Here is a 23292-nt window from a genome sequence, read left to right as displayed (position 1 = left end):
GGGCGATCCGCCATTACAGCCGCCATCGGACAGAGGCCACCGGGGAGACACTGGACTAAACTAAGTAATGCTAAGCCTCTAATAGCGTTTGTTGCCAAGCCTGGTGCAGAGAGGACCGTTCCCCTGGGGCGGTCCTCTTTTATGCATTTTAATCGGGGTCAACCTGGTCTGGCAGTTTGCCGCGCCAGGCTTTTACTGGTGAGGCTAGATATGATTCCCGGCTTGCCAGTGGTGGGCAGGGTAAAATGCCTGGTTACGCCAGGGGGCACTGATTGGACTTGGCTGAGCGCAGAACCGGGCGCCTCGCTCAATAAAGGGGGGGCACTGCGCGGAGTCAGTCCAAATAAGAGTAGCTTGCCCGCTAACACTAAATCAATCCTTGCATGAAAACGTACGCACTTTTAGTTGTTTGTTTACTGGTTGGGGGCCTAAGGGCAGCGACGGCCCAGACCCAGAAGGGGCGCCGGTTGGCCGGGGTCAACGTGGGCAACATCACCCTGCCGACCTCGGGGGGCTCGGGTAGTATCATCAGCCTGCAACCCACCTACGGCTGGTTTGTGGCCGACAACCTGGTGGTGGGGGCGGGCGTTCCCTTCTTCAACGTGAGCAATAGCGGCACCCGGGCTACCCAGATCGGCCTGACGCCGTTTCTGCGGTACTACTTGAGTCCGGCCAGCGTCAAGCCGTTTTTGGGCGCCTCCGTTGGCGTGGTGAACACCTCGGCCTCCGCGGGCGCTAATTCCGCCTCCAGCACGGATGCCATTTACAGCGCTACGGGCGGGGTGGCCTTTTTTCTTAATCCGTCAGTTAGTTTTGATTTGGGCCTAACTTACACCGGAGGCGATACGGGGTCGCTTAATACCCTGCTGGCGGGTAGTTCCAACGCCCTGACGCCCAATATTCCCCAGGCGTTGAACCTGAGTCTGGGCTTCCAGGTCTACTTCGGTGGGCAGTGACCCAGGCGATCCGTCATTACACCCGTCACTGGGTGGAAGCCGCCGGGGACCTACTGGACTAATCAGTGCTGAGCCTATAGGAGCGTTTGTTGCCAAGTCCAGTGTGACAAAAAGAGGGCCGTTCCGCTGGGACGGTCCTCTTTTTTTTAGGGATGACTATCACTGGCCCGTACGGTCAATAGCAGGTCGATTGGCTGTCTTGACTAGAGCGGGGTCCATGCACGGCTTTGTCCAGCCTGATACCCTGGAGAGAAGGGGGAACTTGGCGCGGCCTGCTCAACCGGCCACTAAAAGCAGTCTCCAGCGGACCGGCCACTAATTTTTTCAATCAGTGCAACAAAGTTAGCCTAAGTTGGTGTCTGTCTTTGTGGCCCCATAGGGCGCAGCTCGGTTAGCTGGGCTACGTGGGGCCGGGTATCCGCTTAGTCTTGTTTGGTAGGTACGTCCACTAACTAGCCTTTTTTCTATGGCACACCGCTTTCTTTTGGCCACTGGGCTTTGGCTGCTCATACTGGCCTGTCAGCCCCAGCAACCAGCGCCCATCCAGCCCGCCCGCACCGCGCTGGACTCCTCACTTGTGCAGGCAAAACCCATCGATTCCCTGGTGGTGCTTTCCCTGACCAACAGACCGCCCGGCGGACAAACCGCCCTTACCTTGAGGCTGCCCCGCTTTGGCGTTCTGGCCAGGCAAAGCCTAACGCCAACCGGCCAGCTTGACAAAACGGTGCGCAACCTGACCAAACCCGATACGGGCGTCCAGTATCTGTATACGTCCCAGGGCCAGCCGGCGGGCTCAACCTCGTTTCCCCAAAACAACACCTTGGGCGGCACCACGCTGTCCTATCAATACGAAGAGGGCCACCTCAAGCGGCTCTTCACCAAGGTATTTGAATTCGAAAACGCCAGGGATTTCATCTACTTTATGGACGAGTTTCACTACACCGATGGCCGGGTCAGCTCGATGGACAGCTACTTGCTGAGCCTTCATAAAGGCCAGGCCAGCTACAGCTCCACCCACGATTTTACCTATGATGCGGCGGGGCACTTAGTAAGTGCCCGTGACCGGCGTGCGGGCAGTTACTACCCGACCTACGGCTGGCAAAATGGCAACCTAATCAAGCGCCAGGATTACAGCGGTAGTGACGTAGCGTCCCCCTTCAGCTATAGCTTCGTCCATGATACCAATCCCAACCCGTTGAAGGCTTTTGCGCTGCCTCACCAACCCATCAGTAGCAATAATGTACGGGCAGAGACACTGGTGGACTCGCGCTATCCGTCTTCTTCGGTCACCTACGAGTTGACCTATAACCAGCAGGGGCAACTGGCCAGCAGCACCCGGATTTCGCCCAACGAGAGCCTGAAGCGCTATCCAACCGTGTATTACCTCTATAAATAGACAAGTTGCTGGCTGGTGTCAATCCTGGATCGGCGGGGCCAGGGCCTCGCTGATGCCATGAGCAGCTAAGCCCTCCAGGGTAGCCGCCAGTACCGCCGTGTCTAAATAAGCGCGCAGGTACACCACCTTGCCCCAGCGCATCTGCAGCAGGTGGATACCCTCGTTGACGTAAGTGGACCCGTCAGCCGGGGTAGCCCGGTCGGTCCATTCCACGGCAATCGTCGTTAGCCAGGGCCAGCCACTGACGGCCACTCGGCGAATCTCAAAGTTGAGCCCCGGGAAAAGCCGGAATAAGCGGGCGAACCACTCCCGCATGGCTGGTACGCTGCGCCGGGTTCCCCCCAGGGCGTGCTGGCCACTGAAGGTATGGGTAATCAAGGGAGCCATGCCCTTTAGCATGGATTCGTAGTCACCCTGGCTAAGGCGCGCAAAATTCTGACGGACAATCTGTTCAACGAGTCGATGGTACATGGCCGTAGCGGATTAGAAGTTGGGGTGCTCTTGAGAGGGCACACACCTGGTGGTGTTGCCTGCAAAAGAGCAGTAGTTAAACGCGTTATCTGATAAGATACCGCGCCGGTGCCCGCGTTGTTTGAGTTAGTGCCCGCCCTCCGCCTGTAGGGTCCTGCGATACTGGTCGCTGAGGCCTCACCTAAGCCCTGGTCTGTGAACGCCGTTTGATAGTGCCTGCGGCCCCGGGTTACTGCCATTCCTTAAGGCCCCCTCCGTAGGGGAGTGGCCCCCGCATACCGGGCAGCTCGGCGGCGCTCTGGCCTATCTCTGGTTCTTTGGACCAGGGAATCGAACTGAATTCAGCAAGCACGGGCTGTTGCAGGGGGCTAGACAGGCGGCATCCGTGAGGCCCGCCGGGGTCAGGAATGTCCCTCCGCTTAGTAACAACAGCTAGGCGCTTGCCTGTCAGGCAGCCAAACAGACCTACGCGCCTGGCTTTTGTTACTGAGCGGAGGGGATAGAAGTTCTCTCCTTGGCCCTTATGCCTTTCAAGTAGGCTACGTCAGCAGCCTATTCATAGGTTAAATAGCGCCAAAGCCCTGGCTCCTTGAGTCAGGGCTTTTTTTATTTTCTTCGGGTTCTGGTTCCCCGCCCAAGACCTATGCCCCCCCTGCTCACCAGCGGTAGGTCAGTACTGGTTCTGTTTCCCTGATCAGCTGCAACTCCCGGCGTATGCCCCGCCAGCGGCGGCGGGAAATGCCCAGGGTCTCTCCCGTGGTCAGGTGAGCCAGTGGCCCCGCCTTAGTGTTCTCCAGCCGTTGGATGTAGTGCAGGTTGACAATGCAGTTGCGGTGAAAGCGAATAAAGTGGGCGGGGGGCAGCTGATCCATGTACCACTTCAGGGTACGCGGCATGAGCATACGCTGGCCATTGGCCCAGCATAGCCAGCTGTAGTTACCCTCGGATTGAAGGGCGACCAGATTGGCAACGGGGAACAATTGTTTGCCACTTTCCCGGATGTAGAGCCGAAGGGGTGGCCAGGTCAGGGGCGTCAGACGAGGGGCGCTGGCGGGGGGCAGGGTGAAGACCATGGTGATTCAGGGGTTTAGTTGGACGAAGGATTACGCCCCAAAGCTAGGAGGATGGGCCCTGGCCCACTGCCACAGATGTTACGGCGGCTACCACAGATGTTACCGTATCCCCCATCGCCCCCCTTAAGTGCCCTAACACCACCAGTCCAGCCGCTTTTTGGCCTTTGAGGCGATTGCTGAGGGCTCCTCCATCGGAAAGATCATTCCCAAGCCCACTTTTTTACGCCCCCGTAACATCTGTGGTAGGCCGCGTAACATCTGTGGTAGGGGGCTGGCCAGGAGAACTACACCTTTGGTCCCAGCAACATAAACGCGCTTTGTTCTCATGCGACTACTCTACACATTCTACCAGCAAAGCCCTCTTCTGCTGGTACTTTTCTTACTGGCGGGCCTGAGCGGCCGCGCCCAAAACGGAGGCGTAACGACCACCCAAAGTTTCACCTATACCGGTCAGATCGAGACCTGGACGGTACCGGCGGGGGTAACCTCGCTGACCATCGAAGCCCGGGGGGCTGAGGGTGGCTTCGGGCCACTGATATTTGGTGGTGATCCCAATGAACTGAGGCCAGCTGGCAAGGGAGCCCTCATCCAGGGAACAGTGAGCGTCAGCGGCGGGCAAGTGCTCAAGATCCTGGTTGGCCAGAAAAGTCCTAACCGCAACGGCGGGGGCGGCGGCTCATTTGTCACGACTATAGATAATGCCCCCTTGCTCATCGCCGGGGGCGGGGGTGGCAGCGGCAGCCAACCAGACCAGGCTACTAAAGACGGGCAGACCGGCCGAACCGGCGGCGCTAACGGCGGCAGCAACGGGCAAGGCGGGAAGGCCATCAACGGTGCGGCGGCGGGCGGCGGGGGCCTGCTCACCGACGGAATAAGTAGTACCGTTAACGGAAATGGTGAGACTTCGCAAGGGGGCAAAGCCTTTGTCAACGGCGGGGCGGGCTCCCGTAACAACGACAGTTTTGGCCTGGGTGGCTTTGGCGGCGGGGGTAGCGGTACGGGCGTTGGTTCGGGCGGTGGGGGCGGCGGCTACTCGGGCGGTGGTGGTGGTGGTGGTAGCACCGGTCCCGGGGGGGGCGGGGCCTCCTACTACGAACCCAGCACGCTGCTATCGGCCGTAGCAGGCGCTAATACGGGCAACGGACAGGTAATCATTACCTACGTGGTGCCGTCTTGTCCGCCGTTGACCATCACCCGCCAGCCCGCCAGTGCCTCGACGGTTTGCGCGGGCAGTCCGGTGAGCACCTTTGTCACGGTGGATGGCTCCCCAACTACCTACCAGTGGTACCGGGGCTCTACGCTGCTCAGCAACCAGACTTCAGCTACGCTAACGCTGGCGAGCGCTCAGGCGGGCGATGCGGGCAGCTACTCGGTAGTGGTCAGCAGCGATTGCCGCAGTTTGACCTCTACGGCGTTCAATCTGACGGTCAATCCCCTCCCGCCCGCCCCTACGCTGCTGACCCAGAGTGGTCAATCCTACCCCGGCGGACAGTCGAGTGTCAGCGTCGATGTCAACTCAGGCAACGTCAACTTAGTTGTGGGTGGCTGCAACGGCACCATTAGCTGGCGGGGACCTAACGGCAGTTCAGGTAATAGTAGCCCCATCACCGTGGCCACCGACCAGGTGGGCCAATTTGTCTACATGGCCAGCTGCACGGTGAACGGCTGCGCCAGTCCGGCCGCCTCGGCAACCGTTACGGTTCAGGCGCGTTTGAGCGTGCTGCACCGGGACGTAGATAACTACGCCGACAATAACGCCGTGCAGCCTTTGCTGCAGCTACAAAACAACGGCACCGGCCCCCTGCCCTACTCGGCGCTCACCCTGCGCTATTACCTGACCGTAGAAGGGGACAGTCCCCTAAGCAATCTCTTCGTTAACTACGCCCAGGTGGGCAATCAGAACGTGCGGCTTCAGTATGTCTCGCTGGTGCCCGTCCGGGTAGATGCCAGTGCCATGCCGCTGCCCCCCGCCAGACAGGGGGCTACCGGCTACGTGGAGGTCAGCTTCACGCCAGCGGCGGGCTCTCTGGCCCCCGGGGCCAATTCAGGCAACCTGCAACTCTACTTTGCCAAGGCCGACTACGGTGCCCTCAATGAACTCGACGACTATTCTTACGCCCAGCTGCGGGATCAGCTGGTGAATAACCCCCGCATCACCGCCTATTACAACGGCACGCTGGTGGCGGGCACCGAGCCGGGGGAGGTCGCCGCCAATCTGGCCGTGCAGGCGCTCACCGAGAGCAAGAACGGCCCCTCGGCCAACCAGATCAACACCTACCTGGTCATCCGCAACACGGGTAACGTGGCCATTCCCTATTCCTCACTCCGGGCCCGCTACTACTTCAACTCCGACAACAACCAGACCGCGCGGGTGGAGCTCGATGAAGGAGCCGCTGCGGTGCGGGTGGTCAAGCTGCCCGCGCCAGCAGGCGGGGCGGACTCCTACATAGAAGTGCGCTACACCGATCAGGGGCTACTCATGCCCGGCAGCAGCACGGGGCGGGTACGCTACCGGGTGCTGCGCTCAGATGACGGGCGCTTTGATCAGACCAACGATTATTCCTACCAGGAGCGGCCCGAGGCGCTGAGTCCCAACAACCGGGTAACGGTGCTGGTGTTTAACCGGCTAACGTGGGGCACGCCACCCGCGGGGGCTCCGGCCCGGATTGGGGTGAGCCAGGAGCCAGGCAGTGGCCTCAAGGTAGATGTATTAGGTAACCCTCTGCGGGATGAGCTGGTGCGGGTAGAAATCAGTGGGTCGGGATCCGAGCCGCTGCAGCTCCAGTTGATTAATGCCCAGGGGCGGGTGATCACAACCCGGCAGATTGCCACTCCGCAACCCACTGAGCAGCAGGAGTTCTCGGTGGCGGGGCAGGGTCCGGGTGTGCTGCTGTTGCAGGTGAGCACGCCGACGCAGCGCCAGACCGTCCGGGTGTTGAAGGCTGAATAGGCGACTCGATACAGCTTTTTACTTCAGCCGCCTGGATTATCCAGGCGGCTGAGGTGTTTATAGCGACGCCGGAGCTTTAATGGGTTCCCGGCATGGGTCATGGCTTTTGTGATCAGCGCGTTTCGTCAGCGGTTACAGGAAGAGATCGAGCTACGATTGGCGTCCAATAAGGGATTCAGGATAGCCGCCGGGCGTGCGTGAGGATTTGCCCCCCTCTCGGCGGCGATCCGTCACTATACCCGCTACCGGAGCGAGCGCACCGGGACGACGAATACCCCTACTGATTCAGTATCTGTTGCCTAAGCCTATAGGAGGCGTTTGTTGCCAAGTTGCGTGTAGTGCAGAGAGGGGCGGTCCTCTTTTTATATGGCACTTAAGCCTGGAGTAGCCTAGTCGGGGCAACAGGTAGCCATCTTTACAGCTATACGACCAACATCGTACGTTTGTAAAACTGGGCTACAATCATTGAATCATGAATAATCTACCACTGGCGTTATACCTTGTCCGTTCAACGCTTTTGAACATATCGTTTGATTATACAACACGAAAGACACGATAAACATGATGAAATCAGTGTCAGCTAAGATGGGCGTTAAACCGACATCCCGTGCTATACTTATCAACGCACCAACGGAAGCAGTCCAGGCCCTTGAGTTGCCAGCCCTTGACCTTGAAACAAATCTTCAGGGTGTTTTCGATTATATTCACCTGTTTGCAATTACACAAGCAGAGCTTAAGGAACAACTGCCGACGCTGAAGGGCTCTTTAGAGCAAACCGGTACGCTTTGGGTATCCTGGCCAAAAGGTGGCCAAAGAGGTACTGATCTGACTCTACCAAAAGTCATCGAAATAGGGTATGCGCATGGCCTTGTTGAGAGTAAGTCGCTAAGCGTAAATAGCACCTGGTCAGCCTTAAAATTTACGCATCCTCGAGAAGGCAAGAGTTACAACAACAGTTACGGAAACCTCAAGCTATGAGGTCAGTAAAGCACCTTTGCCTTACATAACTTCACTTATACAACAGCAGATTGATCTCATACAACCGGCGCACTAAATACTGTATCATAGCTATAAATCATCTAAGCTATCTGCGTATCATGAATAAAATAGGGCTACTTTTTCTCTTTCTTACTGTCACTGCCTGTAGCACCTCCCGTCCTTTTAAGACAAGCGATGGAAAGAAGTTACCTAATAGTATTGCCGAAATTCGACGACTAAAAATCAATGGCATTAAACAATTCCTCACTATACGAGGAGTTGATCGAGCTAAGCCTGTCTTGTTGTGGCTGCATGGAGGGCCCGGTAACGTAGCTATGCCCCTATACATGCATTATAGTGCGTCCTTGGAAGAACAGTTTGTGGTCGTTTATTGGGATCAGCGTGGTTCCGGAAAGTCATATTCCTCTCGTATATCACCAGCCAGTATGACACTGAATCAGTTTGTCAGTGATACCCATGAATTGACAAAATGGTTAAAGACTCGCTTCAATCAAGATAAACTATTTATGGTTGGGCATTCCTGGGGCGGTCTACTAGGCTTCCACGTCATTGATAAATACCCTGCTGATTATCGTGCCTTTGTAGCGGTTTCTCCTATCACCAACGGCCCGCGTAGTGAACAAGTATCTTATGAATTCACCCTTGCTCAGGCTCAGCAACGACAAGACACCGTTGCCTTAACAGTATTAAAGCAAATTGGGCAACCTGTTAATGGGATCTACAAAGGCGGATTTGAGGCTACCCTTCAGGAACGAAATTTAGTTCAAAAGTACGGGGGAGACTATCATCGAGACCTTGGGGGTACATTTTATAGGATACTCCGGCGATCAACAGAATATAACTTATTGGATTACTTGAAAACTAAGAAGATAGCTCGTTTGAATTCACCGATGGATCATGCCATTTGGCCCACGATTGATTTAAGAGGCCAAATCCCAGTAGTCAACGTACCAGTTTATTTTTGTTTAGGTCGTTATGACAATCACCTCCCTTCGAGCGTAATAGCCGACTATTACGCATCGTTACAAGCTCCCCTCAAAGAGCTAATCTGGTTTGATGATTCAGGGCACTATTCTTGTTTCGAAGAATCTGAAAAGTTTAACTCAATCTTGAAAAAGAAGTTATTACCTCTTATTTCTCAATAACCATTGGGATAGAGTCTAGCAAAACAGCTTGGATATTTCTTAGAATATGGTACTGTGATAGCATTTCCGTATTCTCGGTTTATTGTCATAACATAAAATGAGCCATAAAACGGAGCTTAGAAATAGAAAAATGCCTAATTTCAAGTTAGATTGTATATTTCTAAGCTCCGTTTTATGGCTAACGTTATGTGAAGGGATCGATTCCCAAAGTAAAATAAACTAACAAATTCTAGACAAATTTAGAAAAATATAAGCGCAGGTTTGCTCAAAAGTAGTAGCTCAAGTTCAGGGACCAAAGTCGATTGTACTGAGGTGTAGCGTTAAATAAAATAGGTATCCCCGTAACAGGATCAGCTATTTCAAAATTTTCATAGATTCTTCTCATCCCATAATAATAGCGGGCATCAATTACCAAATGTTGGCCAAATCTATATCCTACCCCAGCCAGTAAACCAGCATCTAACCTGTTTATGTTCTGTGTTGATGTTGATAGAGCTTGATCCTTATGGGAAACAAAATAGCTGCGACTGGATAGAAAATAGCCTATTTGCCCACCAATTTCAATAAACATGGGTCCTCCTTTGGGTTGAAATTGACCAATAATAGGTAGGGATACATAGTTAGATTCTGTAGTGATAAAATCATATCCAAACGGTTGAGCTTTACCTCCCTGGCGGGCATACTTAAGCTCATATGCTAAAGCAAATTTTTGAGAGAACCGCTGTTGTAAGGCAATCCCCGTGGTATAGTGCCAGAGCAGTCCGGTTGTCGTTTTTAAGCTAGGCGAATTAATTTGTGCGGCACTCACCCCCCCTGTCAAGCCAAGTTTGTAAGCGAGCTTACGCTGACTATAGACGGGAGACAAACTGAGTGCGCACAAAAGGCAAAAGATGAGTTTCTTTATTCTCATAGCTTCAAAGTTGATCTGTAATATAAGTGAAGAGATGTTTAAAAGCGTCGAGCTGATAGAATATAATGCCAGTGATAGCTTTATACGATTAGGTGAATAAACCTTAGTTTTACAAACCTGCGACGTTGGTCGTACCGCTGTAAAATCAGCTATCGCCAGGCCTGTCGACACCCTTTATTGTCACCATAGGCCCGAAACGCAGTGACTACAATTGGCTGATTGTTGCTCGCCCAGCGCCGCCCTTCCCGCTGACAGTGAAGGGCCAAAAAGAGAGCTAATAAGGCGTTTTTTAGCCCGTTCTACCGCCGGTTTGACGCCCTGCTGAGCCAGTACATTTCCCATAAAAGCCAGGTCAGCAGTGGATCTTCCCATTTTCTCACCGCAAAAAACGGTCATCTTGCTCATCCTAAGCCAACTAAGCCAAAATTCTTCGCTCATCGAAGGCCAAATCCCAGACAGGACCCCGCCACGCACTACCCCTTCATTACAATTGTAATGCCATTCCCCGGTGATATATGACAGAGTGGTTACATCGGGGGCTAACCGTTCCCTCACTCATTCAGTAGTGACCGGTCTGTAAAGAGGTGATTGGTGCCCTGATTGGGCCCTTCAGGCAGCTGCCAGCGACCCAGGCCAGGTCCATGACAACCCGGATGCGTTGTCACCCCTGGGCCGAGGCGCGGTTACTACAATAGTGTCCCTTTAGGCAGGGTCTTCCCGGGGGAAGCCGCTCAGGCCGGTTTGTCCAGCCGCTGGGCGCTCATGGCCCGAAAGGGCTTACCCCGCCGGGTGCGAAAGCCCATGGCGTTAAGCTTATCAGCAATCCCCTGGTAGGCCAGCCCCTCCCGGCGGTAGAGCCGGATCAGCTCGGCCGCCTGCACGTTGGCCGGGTGCTGGCGGGCGTTGGCCTGGTGCACGGCTCGGCCCAGCTCGCTGATGGTGGGCGTCAGGTTGGGGGTGCCCAGCTGGTGGCCCTGGGCTTTCTTGGCGGCCAGGGCCGAACGGGTGCGCTCCCCGATCAGTTCGCGCTCGTGCTGGGCCAGCACGGCCATGATGCCCACCGTGAGCGTGTTGGCGTCGGGGATATCGCAGGCCACAAAGTCGACCTCCGAACTGCGCAGCGAGAAGATAAAGTGCACGTTGCGGCTGAGCCGATCGAGCTTGGCGATCAGCAGGCGCGCCCCCTGCTGCTTGGCCACTTCGATCGCTTTCTCCAGCTGGGGCCGCTCGGCCTTCTTGCCCGACTCAATTTCGACGAACTCGGCCAGCAGCTCATCGTGGGGTTTGACAAAGCGGGTGACGATCTCGCGCTGGGCGGCCAGGCCCAGGCCCGACTTGCCCTGGGCGGCGGTGGAGACGCGGTAGTAGGGGACGTACTTCATGGGAGGTGGTTTGAGGCTTCTCTCCTACCCGGCCGGTGGCAGCTGGATCAGACTCGGAGCAGGATGCTGGGGCAAAAATAAGGGAATTATCCAACTCATAACATGTTAAGAACGCTCGTTCTTAACATGTTATAGAACCATTTTTGGACTAATCGTTACTTATGGTACGGTTAACTTCGCTGGCCCACCTATCGGTAGGACTTCCGCTAATTAAGGCGCCCAGGGCAGCTAACCTTAAAAAGTGTCAATTTTAAGGTTAGCTGCCCCCGGGCGCCTTATCTTTGCTGTCGCTTCCCAGAGCTAACCTTAAAACGAGTCATAGTCAATGTCAGCCCCATCACCCTACCCCATTAATCCAAATCGGAACCAGCCCTGGAACGGCCTGCCCAATCTGCCCCTTGATCCGGGCCTGTTTCGGACCGTGGAGGTCTTCGAGCAGCTGGCCAGCGCCAAGCAGGCCTTGGGTCGATTGCAGGGGCGCAGCGTGGCCATTCCTAACCAGGGCCTGCTGATCAACTCCATCAGCCTCCAGGAGGCCAAGGCCTCCAGCGCCATTGAGAATATCTTTACCACCGACGACGAGCTCTACCGGGCCTTTAGTGAAGAGCACTCCGAGGGCGCCAGCGAGTCGACCAAGGAGGTACTTCGCTACCGGGAGGCCCTGTGGCGGGGCTATGCCCTGCTTCAGCAGCAGCAGGACATGACTCTAGCCTACTGTTTGACCGTGTTTCGGGAGATCAAGCAAACCACCGAGGGCATTCGTCCTCCTTACTCCCAGGTCTATATCCGGCAGGGTGGCTCGGGACCTAACGCGGGTAAACCCGTCTATACCCCGCCCCGGGGCGAGGGTATCCTGGAGGCCAAACTGGCCAATTTATTTGCCTACCTCAACGACGATCAGACCTACCCAGCCGATCCCCTGATCAAGATGGCTATTGGCCACTTTCAATTCGAGGCGATTCACCCCTTTCGCGACGGCAATGGTCGCACCGGCCGGGTGATGAATATTCATTACCTGACCCGGAAAGGATTGCTAGACTACCCTATTCTGTATCTGAGCCGCTACATCCTTCAGCACAAGGAAGGTTATTACAGCGCCCTGGCGGGCGTCTCCCAGCGGGGCGACTGGTCTACCTGGCTACGCTACATGCTCCTGGCCGTGGAGGTAATGGCTGATCTGACCTACGAGAAGATCAACCGAATCCTATCGGCCCGGGACGCCATTCTGGCCGTTATTCAGGCCCAAAAGGGTATTCGCCGCCCCGATCAGCTGACCCAGAAAATCTTTATGCAGCCCGTTACGCGGGTGCGCCACCTGACCCAGGACCGCACCTATGCCGAGAATACGGCCCGGGACTATCTCAACAAACTAGCCGCTCTGGATATCCTGGAGAAAACCACGGTGGGCGGCAATCACTATTACCTTAACCGCGAGCTATACAGCATTTTAGCCGAATAAAAGGCGGTAGTAAAATGCTAAATCCAGTGCTAAAAAAAGCACTGGATTTTTGCTAATTTTAGCACCTTTTTTAGCAGTAATTTAGTGCTGTTACTAACACGGGTTCCGATGCCTAAAATCGTGTTGTTTCTGTGCTAGATTTAGCAGTACTTGCAGGCTGATAACCAACACCGACATGATTTACGTGTTAAGCGGCATAAAAGGCGGGTCCGGCCGCAGCACCATCAGTGAGCATTTGACCGTCTGGCTGGCCAAAGACGGAGCGGACGTGCTGCTGGTGGATGCCGACGAGCAGGGGACGGTCAGCGATTTTACCGCCTGGCGGGAGCATACCCTGGAGGGGCAGGTAGGCTACACGCTGGTCCAGCTGGTTGGCGCCAATCTGCGCAAGCAGGTGGAGACCATCAAGCCCAAATACGATCACATCGTCATCGACACGGGCGGACGGGATACCACCAGCCAGCGCGCCGCCCTGATTGTGGCCGACGTGGCCCTGATTCCTATTCAGCCCCGCAGCCATGACGTCTGGACGCTGGCTAAGCTCACCCAGATGCTGGAGGAGATCCAGGCCAGTCGGCTGGCCCCCCTGCGGGTCCACTCGTTTTTAAACCGGGCCGATATTACCTCCAGTGATAACCGGGATACGGCCGAGGCCCTGGCCACTATGGCAGAACTGGGCTTTTTGCCCCACGCCATCAAGAACCGTAAGGCCTATCCCAATGCCGGGGCCAAGGGACTAACCGTCTCTGAGATGGAAACGCCCGACCAGAAAGCGATGGCCGAAATCGATGCACTCTTTACCCACATTACCCATGGCAGTCTCATTAGCACCACCGCCGCGTAAGCAGCCCAGCGAGGCCCAGATCGAGGCCGTTATCAATAAGGGAGGAAAGCCCACGGTTGAAGATACAGGCGGCGAGGATACGCCCAAGCACATCAACACCCGGCTGACCAAGGGCATCATTCGCCGGATCGACGCCCTGCGCGCCGAGCGGCCCCGCAAGCCGGGTAGTCCCAAGCTGGGCATATCCACCCACGACTGGATCGTGGAGGCAGTCCTGGAAAAACTAGAGCGGGATTCCGTGCCCAAAACAGCATCAAAACCAGCACCAAAATAAGTGCTAGTTTTATTTGTCTTCCGACGCAGGCTGCGGCTTCTTTTTGTAGTTAAAGACGCTCTGGGCTACGTAGGCCTCGGGATCTTTATCGGCAAAGCCGTAATCAGCGTATAGATCAGCTCGCAAAAAAGCTTTCAGGTTTTCCCCGTTTTGCAGAATGGCTTTCTTTTGCTGATGCGTAAAGGAGGGGTAGTACTGGCTTAGCTTGCCCCCGGCGTAGGCGATGATGGCGGCAATATCAAGCTGCATGAGCTCCTCAAGGCGCTGCTTCATTTCCGTCTTTTTGGATTCCTTCTCCAGCTCCTCGGGCGGAATTTTGGTCTGAATGAAAAACTCGATGCCCACCACGGCCCGGCCCTGCATGACGGGCTCGTAGGTCACCGTCAGGTTGGTGTGCTCGTTGATCTGCCGCAGGGCCAGCTCGATCACCCGGGTGCGGAAGGCCGAGTAATTATTATAGGATTTCTCCTTGGCTCCAATCAGCTGCCGCAGCTCGGTGAGGCCAATGCGCCAGATACCGGTATGCCGAAAGCGGGCCAGACTGGTAAAGAGTAACTGGGCGTATTCACTGCTCAGGATCAGGGCATCCTCGTAGCCGTACTGCACATAGCCGCTGCCCAGGTACAGAAACACGGGAATAACGGCGTGGTACATCGTCAGTTCGATGATGCCTTTCTTGGGCCAGTATTCGGCCATGGGAAAGACCACCACGTTGGTGTGCTTGGCGTTCTCATCCTCCCAGTTGATGGTGCGCTTCTGAATCATGTCCAGCACCTTTTTGATCGAAGAGTTGGGATGGCCCTTGATGACTTCGGAGTAGTGAAACCGGAACTTCAGCTCCTCGTAGGGCTTGATCTTCATCTTCTCCACGGCCTGGATGTTGCGGATCTCCCGCAGCACCAGCCAGTACAAGCGCCGCTCGAAGAAGCCGAATTCAGTCGTGGAAGTCAGCAGCTTAAGCGGCTCCCGGATCAGGATCGTCTTATTATTGGGCGTCCTAAGCACGATGGCTTCGGGATTGACCTCCACGGGCGGGGCAATGGTCGTACTCTCAAAGACCAGCGATAACTGGCTGCTGGCAAGCTGAAGCGACTTATTGGCGCTCGGTGATGGCTGGCTTCTCATACCCTAACAAATAATAGCACTAGCAAGGTATCGCTTTTTTTATCCCTAACAAACCTATGGCTGTATGTTAGGGATAAGTTATTGGCATATAGTTTATTGTAAAATAATCGTTGATCAATTTGGGCCAAAAGTAGTGGGCAAAAGGTCTATTTCGACTATTATCTGTTAGGGTAATTTGCACTGATTGGCCAGCCAGTGGGCTTGAGAATACGTTCTTCAGGGGGCAAATAGCCCGGTTTATGTTGGCTAGTACCATCTGGCCGGGGAATAATCCGTGCCGCCAGGGCAAATGACCGGGCTAGTCCCAGTTCGACTATCATCTGTGAGGGTCGCGACTATCATCTGTGAGGGAAACTGCTATTATTTGTGAGGGTCAGGACTATTATCTGTTAGGCTACGACTATCATCCGTTAGGCTACGACTATCATCTGTTAGGCTACGACTATCATCTGTTAGGGTTAGCCAACTTATCCACATAATAACCAATTGATTTTCAGGTAGTTGCTTTGGGGTCGGGAAGAGCTATAATTATCTTAATTATCTAATCAATCATTTCAAAATGATTTTTATTTTTTTTTTTTTTTATAACTGACTATAAGGTCATGAGGGTGAAACTAAATTCGAATTAGATTCGTGGGTTAGCTTGTCCGGGCGGAAAAAGAAAAATCAAGTAGTTTTTGTGATCGTTGTTTTTGTATGTTTCCTTTGAAGGGAAACAAATCAATGGATTAATCACGGCGTATTTTCCATGGACGAAGACGAATTTGATAAACCGGCTACGCGCAAGCAGTACACCAAGCCCGAGTATGATCGGCTGTTGCAGCTGTTCACCCACCTGATGAACCAGGTTCCCAAGCTTAGGCCCGACCGGGACGCCTGGGATATTGAGGGAGACTGGGCTGCTACGGGCGTTATTCACTTTGTGGACGCGGCCTACCAGCCCCTCTTTGAGCCGGTATATGACTTTGATTGCCGTTCCATCAAGTTTGTCAACCTGCACCGGCCCGCCGTACGGGTCACTTTCTACCGAAAACATCGCTATAGGCTCATCAAAGCCAGGGACATGACCACGGACATGAAAGTGGAGCAGATCAGGCTTTACGTGGAGGATCTGACCACTAAGGCGCGCGCCCTGGAGGCGAAACTAAGTCAGTTATTTGCTGCTGGTCAGGATGACGCCCGCCAGAAGCTACAACTATACCGTCAGCAGATCCAGGCCTGGCAACAGATCCTACTTCAGCCCGGGCGCTACGAGCTGGCCATGTCCAATTACGAGCGGCAGCATCTTTACGTGACGGCCAATTATAAATACCGCCTCCCGGAGGGCGATTACGCCAACCAGCAGGAGCACCTGCTCAATACGCAGCGAGACCGGCTGGGCAACATCACTCAGGTCCGCTACAATATTTTCTTTATTGACCCTGCCGAGATTATCCGCGAGCATCCCTACCAGAACCGGGAGGTAGAGGGATACCTGGCCGCATTTCCCATCAAATCAGAGGTTGGTAAGTACAAGTTGTACGCCCGTCCGCTCCAGGATCCGGCCGATCAGTAAGGGCGGGGCGCTGGATACGGGCAGGGGCCGTAATGAAAGTAACCGGGCGGCCCGCTCGACAACGTTAGCCTCCGGCCTGCCCGGCCGAATCCAGCGCCATGACCAGGCTAAACCAGTCTAGGGGAGGTATAAAATTGGTTGGTTAGGGCTTTTAAGTGGCTTATGGGACGACCCAAAAAAGCGCCCGGTGGCTCCCGGGCGCGGCGTGCGTTAATGACTCATAAGGAAGCAGAGTAGCGTTTAGGTGGTCGTCAATTCGTAGCGCCTGAGTAGGGCTTGTGGCCGCTCACCTGCTTTTGATACTCACTGGGCGTAAGCCCGTAGAGCGCCCGGAAGGATTTGGTGAAATAAGAAGGCGTATCAAACCCCACTAGATACCCCGTCTCTGCCACTGAATGCCCCAGGCTCAGCAGGCGGGTAGCTTCCTTGAGCCGGTAGTTACGCAGCAGTTCACTGACCGTCAGGCCGCTCAACGCCTTGACCTTCCGGTAGAGATGCACCCGGCTAAGACCTATGGCCAAGGCCAGCTCTTCCACTCCAAACTGAGCGTCATCCAGATGCTGCTCCAGCAGGCCGTTGATTTTAGTCAGTAAGGGATCAGCTGGCCCCGGCTGCTCCTCAACCGGCTCAGCGAGTGGCTTCTCCGGCGCTACGGGCTGGAGGGGACGGCTCAGCTGGGCCCGAAGCCAGTCCCGTTGCCGCTGCTGGCGGGCCAAGAGATTGCCCACCCGCAGCTGCAGCTCGCCTACGTGGAAAGGTTTAGTCAGGTAATCGTCGGCCCCGCCCGCCAGGCCCTCCAGGCGGTTATCGAGGGTGACCTTGGCCGTTAGCAGCATGACGGGGATATGGCTGGTACGGGGATCCTGCTTTAGAGTCCGGCAGAGCGTTAGGCCGTCCGTGGGACTCATCATCACGTCGCTGATGATCAGATCGGGACCACTTTCCAGGGCCACGGCCAACCCTGAGGTTCCATCGGCCGCTCGTAGGACACGGTACTGATCGGCCAGACACTGGGCAATAAACTCGCCCAGTTCAAGATTATCTTCCACCACCAAAAGCAGCGGGGGTTCCTGGTCCTGGGCCGGCAATGGGGGGCTAGCGGGCTGGACTGGTGCACCGTTTGGTTTGGCCTGCACGGCCAGTCGGTAAGGCAGCTCAACGGTAAACCGGGTGCCTGCCCAGGGGGGAGCCTCCCTGCCCAGTGGCCCAGGCTGGTCCGCTGGGCTGTCAACAAAAATACGCCCACCCTGGATACGTACCAGTTCGTCAACTAAGGCCAGCCCGATGCCCGCTCCCGGCAAGGGACTGGCCGTGGGGCTTTGGTAGAAGCGCTCAAAGATGCGCTGCTGCTGGTCGGCCGGTACCCCAATCCCGGTATCTTCGACGATCAGGCGAATCCCCGGCTCCAGAGTCAACGTAATGCGGCCCTGGTGGGTGAACTTGAGGGCATTGGTCAGCAGGTTGAGGACAATCCGCTCGAGTTTGTCGGCATCAAACCAGTACGACTGATCACCCGTATGGTCGGTAAAACTCAGGGTAAGGCCTTTGGCTTCTGCCTGGGACCTAAGGGACTCAACCAGTTGCCCGACCACCGTACCTGGCTCGCCGTACTGCTCGTTGAGGCTGACCACGCCTGCTTCCAGCCGGGAAAGATCCAGGAGTTGATTCATCAAGTTCATCAGCTGCTGGGCATTCCGCTCAATGGTCGTGAGCATGGAGACCCAAAACGGATCGCTTGCCTTGGCCTTGAGCGTGGCGGTAGGCCCCAGGATCAGCGTCAGTGGCGTGCGAAGCTCGTGGGTAATGTTGGCAAAGAAGCGCTCTTTGAGCTGAGCCACGGCGCGCAGCTGCTGGGCTTCCCGCCGCCGTTGATACCCCCGTATCAGCCCCATCAGAAGGCCGCCAGCCAGGCTTAGGTAGGCGAGTTTGGCCCACCAGGTAGCCCACCAGGGTGGGGCGATCTGAATGTCCAGCGTGCGCATAAGAGAACTCCACTGCCCCGAGGTGTTGGCCGCGTTCAGGCGCAGGACGTAGGAGCCTGGCGCTAAATTCGTGTAACTGGCCTGGGCCTGCCGGGTAACAACCCAGTCCCGGTCAATGCCCTCCAGCTGGTAGCGGTAGAGCTGCTGGCTGGGATTGTTGAATTGCAGGGCCGCAAAGTCGACGGCCAAAAAGTTCTGGTCATGGAACAGGCTTATCTGCCGGGTTAGCTGGAGGGGCTGGCCGCCCAGTGGCGAATCCGACCGGGGTTCCACCGGTTGGTTGTTGATGCGAAGGCCGGTAAGCTCCACCGGGGGCTGAAAGGTATCCTGCGCCACCCCGCTGGGAACGAACGTTGTTATGCCCGCCACCCCACCCAGGACCAGTTTGCCACCCGGCAGCTGCACCGAGTGAAACCGGTTGAATTCGTTGGCTGACAGGCCATCTTCCTGGGTGTAGGTACGGGTCTGTCCCGTGCGTCGGTCCAGCTGGCACAGGCCCCGGTTGGTGGCAATCCAGACCTTACCCAGCCGGTCGGGTATGGCGGCGTAAATAACGTCATTCGGCAGGCCGTTCTGGGTAGAAAACCGCTGGCTGCGGCCTGTGCGCTTATCAAAGCGGCACAGGCCAGCGCCCACTGTACCGACCCACAGGGTGTTTTTATTTAGGGGATCCTCGAAGAGGCAGTACAGGTTATTGCTGCTCAGGGAAGTGGCGTCAGTAGGTTGGTGGACGTACTGGCGCACCTGGCCCGTACGCCGGTCGAGGCGGTAGAGCCCCCGGGCGCTGGTAAGCAGCCAAAAGGCGTGCTGGTCAACGACCAGTTGAAGAATAGCCGATTCAATGGCTTTAGCTCCCGCCGGGAAAAGGGATGAGGCCTCATTTGGCCGCTTCAGGGTGAGAAAGCGCTGCCAGTGATTACCTGAGTCATCATACCCGTAGAGCGTCGAGCCGTGCAGCGCCCAGACCTTGCCCCCGGGGTCAGTGGCCAGCAACGCTGGCCTGTCCGACCCGGTTTCCCGGAACTGGACCGGAAAAGGAACGCTGGTGAGCTGCTTGGTCCGAAAATCGAACCGCAAGAAAGGCGTGCTGCCCACCGTCATCCACAGCCGCCCGGCCCCGTCCGTAGTCGAGCGCAGATTGTAGGGGTTGAGCCCCCGGGCCAGGGAGCGTACCTGGCCCGGGGACACGCCCAGTATATCCGTCAGCAGATCAAGGTGGAAGGAGTGGCGGTAGGGCTGACTGGCAAACAGATTGGCCCGCAGGTTGAACTTACGAACGCCGGTGGCGTCGGTGCCCACCCACAGTACATCGGAGCGGTCCACAAAGAGGCCCATGCTTTGCCAGGCCACGGTAGGCCGGGTCAGGGCCTGAACCTGAAGGGGGCCGTCAGGGGCCGTTTGGCTAACCCGCAGCAGCTGATTGACCCCGTCCAGATAATCGTTTCCCTGGCTGTCACTGGCCAGGTGATGGCTCTGCCAAAGCGGCCGCCGGGCAGGCAGCGGGGCCGTGATTAGCCGCCCCGTTCGGTGGTTGAGAATGGCCAGTTGCCGCTCGTAGAGCAGCAGTAAATCGCCGTTTTTGCGCCGGTGCAGCGCGCCGATGGCTTCGCCCGGCGAGGCCATATCCCTGGGTAGGTGATGGGCAAACGAAGCAGTCTCTTCCTGAAGCTGATCAAGGCCCCCGGCCGTAGCCACCCAGATCCGGCCCAGGCCATCCTCGACAACGCCCGTGACGGTGTTGCTGGCCAGCGAGCCAGGAGTAGCCGGATCGTGGCGGTAGAACCGGGCTGAGCGCTTGCCCGGATCAAAGCAGATCAGGCCTCGGTTGCGAAGCCAGACCCAGAGCCGGTTGCGTTTATCAGGGTAATACGATTCCAGCGTATCGCGGCCTACGCTTTGCTGGTAGAGCGGGGAGCGGGAGAAGTTAATGACCCGCTCGCGCCGGGTATCGAACCAGTCCAGCTCGCCCTGGTAGGTCTTAATCCACAGATTGCCCTGGGGGTCCGCCACCAAGTTTTCCAGGCCTGCCGAGGAGAGCCCCGCCCGGCCGGTGGTCGAGGGCCGAAAGACCTTGAAGGTGTGGCCATCGTAGCGGGCCAGCCCGTCCAGCGTGGCCATCCAGATAAAGCCCTGCTTGTCCTGGGTAATGGCCGGGACAAACGACTGGGGTAATCCCTGCCGGTCGGTAATGAATTCCGGGGGAGGCAGGGTGGTAAACTGAGCGTGCAGGGAGGAGCAAAACCAGCACAAGCAGAGTAGGAGCCCCCCAATCTCCCGCAGCTGGCTATACGTACGTCGATGAATCATTGTTTGCTGGTAACTGCCCCGTTACAACCACTGTTTTAAAACCAGTTTCATTAGTGGGCCTGCACCGGTGGGTTGGCCCGAGGCGCTTCCGATCCGGTCTGGTAACCAGCACAAGTCATGTTATTGAGTGCTAAGAGCAAGGTTACCCTGAAAGAGCTCAGCAAGCAGCTGGTCCGTTACCTTACTTGCCAGCGGGGTAATGACGCAGATGGCTTCCCGCTGGTTCATCTAGCACGCGTGCAACAAACAACACGTTTAAAGCAAAATCAAGTTATGAAAACCTCAATCTTAGTTATCGCGCTGCTGGCAGCCACTGCCACGGGCATGCAGGCCCAGACAACAACGGGCACCCCCTCTTCACAGGGTTCCTCACAAGGAGCTACCCAGCAGGGTACACAGGGTACGGGGTCAACCCGCACGGGGACGGGTCAGTCGGGCAACGGTACTACGACGGGCTCCGGTACATCTTCATCCCGAGGCGGAACTTCCATGGGCAAGGGCGCTTCCTCGGGCGGAACGGGCTACGGAAACGGCGCAGCGACAGGAAGTGGCTCGGGCAAGGGAAGCATGAAATCGGGCAGCAACAACAAAAAAAGCATGTCTGGAAGTGGTTCGGGTAGCCCTTCAACTGGTAGTTCGGCTAAGCCGACGGGTAATCAGTAGGACAAGCTGCTTAAAAAGGGGCTATTACCAGGATGGAGAATGATCCTTAGCTTGGTAATAGCCTTTTTTTAGGCGTCATTGGTGACGCTACGGCAAGGGTTCATTGCCTAAGCCCTGAAAGCTAATCGGACGACCTACGCGTTGTATCGATTTAGTACGTGAGGCACTAGGCCATTACCGATCCCGTATCTGGCTCATCAGCAGGCGACTGTTCATCATCAGATCGATGATGGTGACGAAGCACTGGTCCGACACGGAATAGTAGGCATTCTTACCCTCCCGCTCGGCTACCACAATGCCTTTGCGGCGCATCCTAGTTAGGTGATGCGACACCAGCGACTGCTCTGCCTGGAGCCTGTCCATAATATCGGTTACGCTCAGGCCTGGCGTCCGCTCTAGGAGTGTAAGGATTTGCATCCTCAGGGGATGAGCTACGCCCTTAAGCAGGTAGGCGGCCTGCTCAAAGGCCTCAGTGGAATAGGGTTGCATAAGGGGCTGTAGTAAAGAACGTATCTACGCCAAAGCGACCCCAGGGTAAATTAGTATTTATCCAACGGGAAAGCGCCAACCAGCACTGCAGGACCCTTAGGGCGATAGGGAATAACTGTTTACATACTCTCTTCAAGCAAGGGAGTGAAGTCAGGCTACCCTACATCCAAAACAGCTCCCTTGCCGTTGGTATTGGTGTCCCTACTGCTTAGCTGAGTGAGTCAACCTGGTGGGCTATTTGCCCCGGCTCCCACCAGCGCGGATCTATCAAGTCATCTCTACAACCAGTGCCTACCCTAAACCAGGCGCTTTAGCCTCATCAAACCAATCAGAGCTGTTCCAGATCAAGGCCATTTAAACCTCAGCGCAGTGTTAACCAATAAGCCTATGCGCACTGAGTATCGTGAAGAGACCCTGGTTTCGTTGATACAACAAGGCGATCAGGCGATTTTTAGCTATCTCTACAAGCGGTATCACCGGGCGCTGCTCAAGGTGATCACTCAACTGCTAAAAGAGCCTGATCAGGCCGAAGACGTGCTGCAAGATACGTACGTAAAAATCTGGTTGCGTTTTCAGCAGTATGACGCCAGCCAGGGTACGCTAGCTACCTGGCTCTATACTATTGCCCGGAATACGGTCCTTGATGCCTTACGTCAACGTAGAATCACGTATGCGTCTGTTGGCGCTGACCTGAAGGCGATACCGGCGCTCATTCAGGCGGGTCAGGCTATCGATGCCATCGAGCTGGCCCGGGTGGTCAGGCAGCATCTGAACCCCCAGCAGTGGCAGCTGATTCGACTGGCGTACTGGCAAGGGTACACCCACCGGGAAATCGCCCAACACCTGGCCTTACCGATGGGCACTGTCAAAACGCGCCTTTTAAAATCGCTGCTGCAGCTGCGACCGATCTTCCGGTAGGGATCAACCCAGGCGTAGCGGAGCGGCTGGGCACGCCTGTAACCAGACTGGATTAACCAGGGCTGCGCTGGCAAAGCGGCCTCACGGCGGATTGCTTTACCTTGGCCGGGCAAAACAGGCTTAGTTATCCTTGTCTTGGCACCGGGTTCCACGTGTAAATAAAGTCGTCATCATCTTCCGGCTCACTTTTGTCGATTTCTTTAATCTCCAGCAGGGCGTATGGATCCAGGTTACGCATGTGCTTTAAGGCCAGTTCGGACTCGGCCAGCGACAGCAGTCCCTTTCCGGGGAGCCCTGTCAGCTCCCGGACCAGCTGGTAGGAATAAGGTCGCCAGGCCCAGCGGCCGTTGACGGGTGAAAATAAGCGAATGTAATACACGGTGCTGGAAAAGGG

Annotated in this window: 19 protein-coding genes; 11 read left to right on the top strand and 8 right to left on the bottom strand. The window is 56.0% G+C overall.

Features of this window, described 5'->3' with window-relative positions; genetic code table 11:
• Positions 1–383: 383 nt before the first annotated feature.
• Together J2I46_RS31630 and J2I46_RS31625 are read left to right on the top strand one after the other, a co-directional pair.
• Entirely contained in the window at positions 384–956 is a 573-nt protein-coding gene (locus J2I46_RS31630; RefSeq protein WP_207333117.1) for an outer membrane beta-barrel protein, read from the top strand.
• 466 nt (positions 957–1422) lie between these two features.
• Positions 1423–2352: a hypothetical protein gene (locus J2I46_RS31625; protein WP_207333116.1), complete on the top strand. Its 930-nt coding sequence runs from the start codon at positions 1423–1425 to the stop codon at positions 2350–2352.
• Between the two features lie 18 nt (positions 2353–2370).
• On the opposite strand, the gene J2I46_RS31620 is transcribed toward J2I46_RS31625, so the two are convergent.
• The gene (locus J2I46_RS31620) at positions 2371–2823 is read right to left on the bottom strand and encodes a nuclear transport factor 2 family protein (protein ID WP_207333115.1); all 453 of its coding nucleotides are present in this window, start codon (positions 2821–2823) and stop codon (positions 2371–2373) included.
• Between the two features lie 656 nt (positions 2824–3479).
• Positions 3480–3896, bottom strand: coding sequence for a LytR/AlgR family response regulator transcription factor (locus tag J2I46_RS31615; protein ID WP_207333114.1), 417 nt, complete (start codon positions 3894–3896; stop codon positions 3480–3482).
• A gap of 325 nt (positions 3897–4221) precedes the next feature.
• On the opposite strand from J2I46_RS31615, the gene J2I46_RS33245 reads away from it, so the two are divergent.
• The 3 genes from J2I46_RS33245 (at position 4222) to J2I46_RS31600 (ending at position 8990) form a co-directional block, all read left to right on the top strand.
• Positions 4222–6846 (top strand): cellulose binding domain-containing protein, encoded by a 2625-nt coding sequence (locus J2I46_RS33245; protein ID WP_262898077.1) that lies wholly within the window; start codon positions 4222–4224, stop codon positions 6844–6846.
• Positions 6847–7407: 561 nt separating this feature from the next.
• On the top strand, positions 7408–7824 hold the full coding sequence (locus J2I46_RS31605; protein ID WP_207333113.1) for a DUF3052 family protein: 417 nt from the start codon (positions 7408–7410) through the stop codon (positions 7822–7824).
• Between the two features lie 119 nt (positions 7825–7943).
• Positions 7944–8990 (top strand): alpha/beta fold hydrolase, encoded by a 1047-nt coding sequence (locus J2I46_RS31600; RefSeq protein ID WP_207333112.1) that lies wholly within the window; start codon positions 7944–7946, stop codon positions 8988–8990.
• Between the two features lie 265 nt (positions 8991–9255).
• Here the strand turns inward: J2I46_RS31600 and J2I46_RS31595 are convergent, their stop codons facing one another.
• Positions 9256–9900 (bottom strand): porin family protein, encoded by a 645-nt coding sequence (locus tag J2I46_RS31595; RefSeq protein ID WP_207333111.1) that lies wholly within the window; start codon positions 9898–9900, stop codon positions 9256–9258.
• 731 nt (positions 9901–10631) lie between these two features.
• On the bottom strand, positions 10632–11282 hold the full coding sequence (locus tag J2I46_RS31590) for a recombinase family protein (RefSeq protein ID WP_207333110.1): 651 nt from the start codon (positions 11280–11282) through the stop codon (positions 10632–10634).
• 325 nt (positions 11283–11607) lie between these two features.
• On the opposite strand from J2I46_RS31590, the gene J2I46_RS31585 reads away from it, so the two are divergent.
• The 3 genes from J2I46_RS31585 to J2I46_RS31575 all read left to right on the top strand — a co-directional run bounded on the left by J2I46_RS31585 (position 11608) and on the right by J2I46_RS31575 (position 13859).
• Positions 11608–12741, top strand: a complete 1134-nt coding sequence (locus J2I46_RS31585; protein ID WP_207333109.1) for a Fic family protein — start codon at positions 11608–11610, stop codon at positions 12739–12741.
• A 175-nt stretch (positions 12742–12916) separates the two neighbouring features.
• The gene (locus J2I46_RS31580; RefSeq protein WP_207333108.1) at positions 12917–13585 is read left to right on the top strand and encodes an AAA family ATPase; all 669 of its coding nucleotides are present in this window, start codon (positions 12917–12919) and stop codon (positions 13583–13585) included.
• Positions 13554–13859, top strand: coding sequence for a hypothetical protein (locus J2I46_RS31575; RefSeq protein ID WP_207333107.1), 306 nt, complete (start codon positions 13554–13556; stop codon positions 13857–13859). The genes J2I46_RS31580 and J2I46_RS31575 overlap by 32 nt, the downstream gene beginning before the upstream one ends.
• Positions 13860–13868: 9 nt before the next feature.
• On the opposite strand, the gene J2I46_RS31570 is transcribed toward J2I46_RS31575, so the two are convergent.
• Entirely contained in the window at positions 13869–14984 is a 1116-nt protein-coding gene (locus tag J2I46_RS31570) for a replication initiation protein (RefSeq protein ID WP_207333106.1), read from the bottom strand.
• A 748-nt stretch (positions 14985–15732) separates the two neighbouring features.
• Here J2I46_RS31570 and J2I46_RS31565 point away from each other — a divergent pair.
• Positions 15733–16539 (top strand): hypothetical protein, encoded by an 807-nt coding sequence (locus tag J2I46_RS31565; protein ID WP_207333105.1) that lies wholly within the window; start codon positions 15733–15735, stop codon positions 16537–16539.
• A gap of 251 nt (positions 16540–16790) precedes the next feature.
• On the opposite strand, the gene J2I46_RS31560 is transcribed toward J2I46_RS31565, so the two are convergent.
• Positions 16791–20828, bottom strand: coding sequence for a hybrid sensor histidine kinase/response regulator transcription factor (locus tag J2I46_RS31560; RefSeq protein ID WP_207333104.1), 4038 nt, complete (start codon positions 20826–20828; stop codon positions 16791–16793).
• A gap of 273 nt (positions 20829–21101) precedes the next feature.
• On the opposite strand from J2I46_RS31560, the gene J2I46_RS31555 reads away from it, so the two are divergent.
• Positions 21102–21491 (top strand): hypothetical protein, encoded by a 390-nt coding sequence (locus tag J2I46_RS31555; protein WP_207333103.1) that lies wholly within the window; start codon positions 21102–21104, stop codon positions 21489–21491.
• A 174-nt stretch (positions 21492–21665) separates the two neighbouring features.
• Here J2I46_RS31555 and J2I46_RS31550 read toward each other — a convergent pair whose 3' ends face one another.
• Positions 21666–21980, bottom strand: coding sequence for an ArsR/SmtB family transcription factor (locus J2I46_RS31550; protein WP_207333102.1), 315 nt, complete (start codon positions 21978–21980; stop codon positions 21666–21668).
• A gap of 387 nt (positions 21981–22367) precedes the next feature.
• On the opposite strand from J2I46_RS31550, the gene J2I46_RS31545 reads away from it, so the two are divergent.
• Positions 22368–22898, top strand: coding sequence for an RNA polymerase sigma factor (locus tag J2I46_RS31545; RefSeq protein ID WP_207333101.1), 531 nt, complete (start codon positions 22368–22370; stop codon positions 22896–22898).
• Positions 22899–23022: 124 nt separating this feature from the next.
• On the opposite strand, the gene J2I46_RS31540 is transcribed toward J2I46_RS31545, so the two are convergent.
• The coding region (locus tag J2I46_RS31540) for a hypothetical protein (protein ID WP_207333100.1) at positions 23023–23292 on the bottom strand (270 nt) is incomplete at its 5' end.

The organism is Fibrella forsythiae (assembly GCF_017353175.1).
Lineage (GTDB): Bacteria > Bacteroidota > Bacteroidia > Cytophagales > Spirosomataceae > Fibrella > Fibrella forsythiae.
This window is presented reverse-complemented; position numbering and strand designations above follow the sequence as displayed.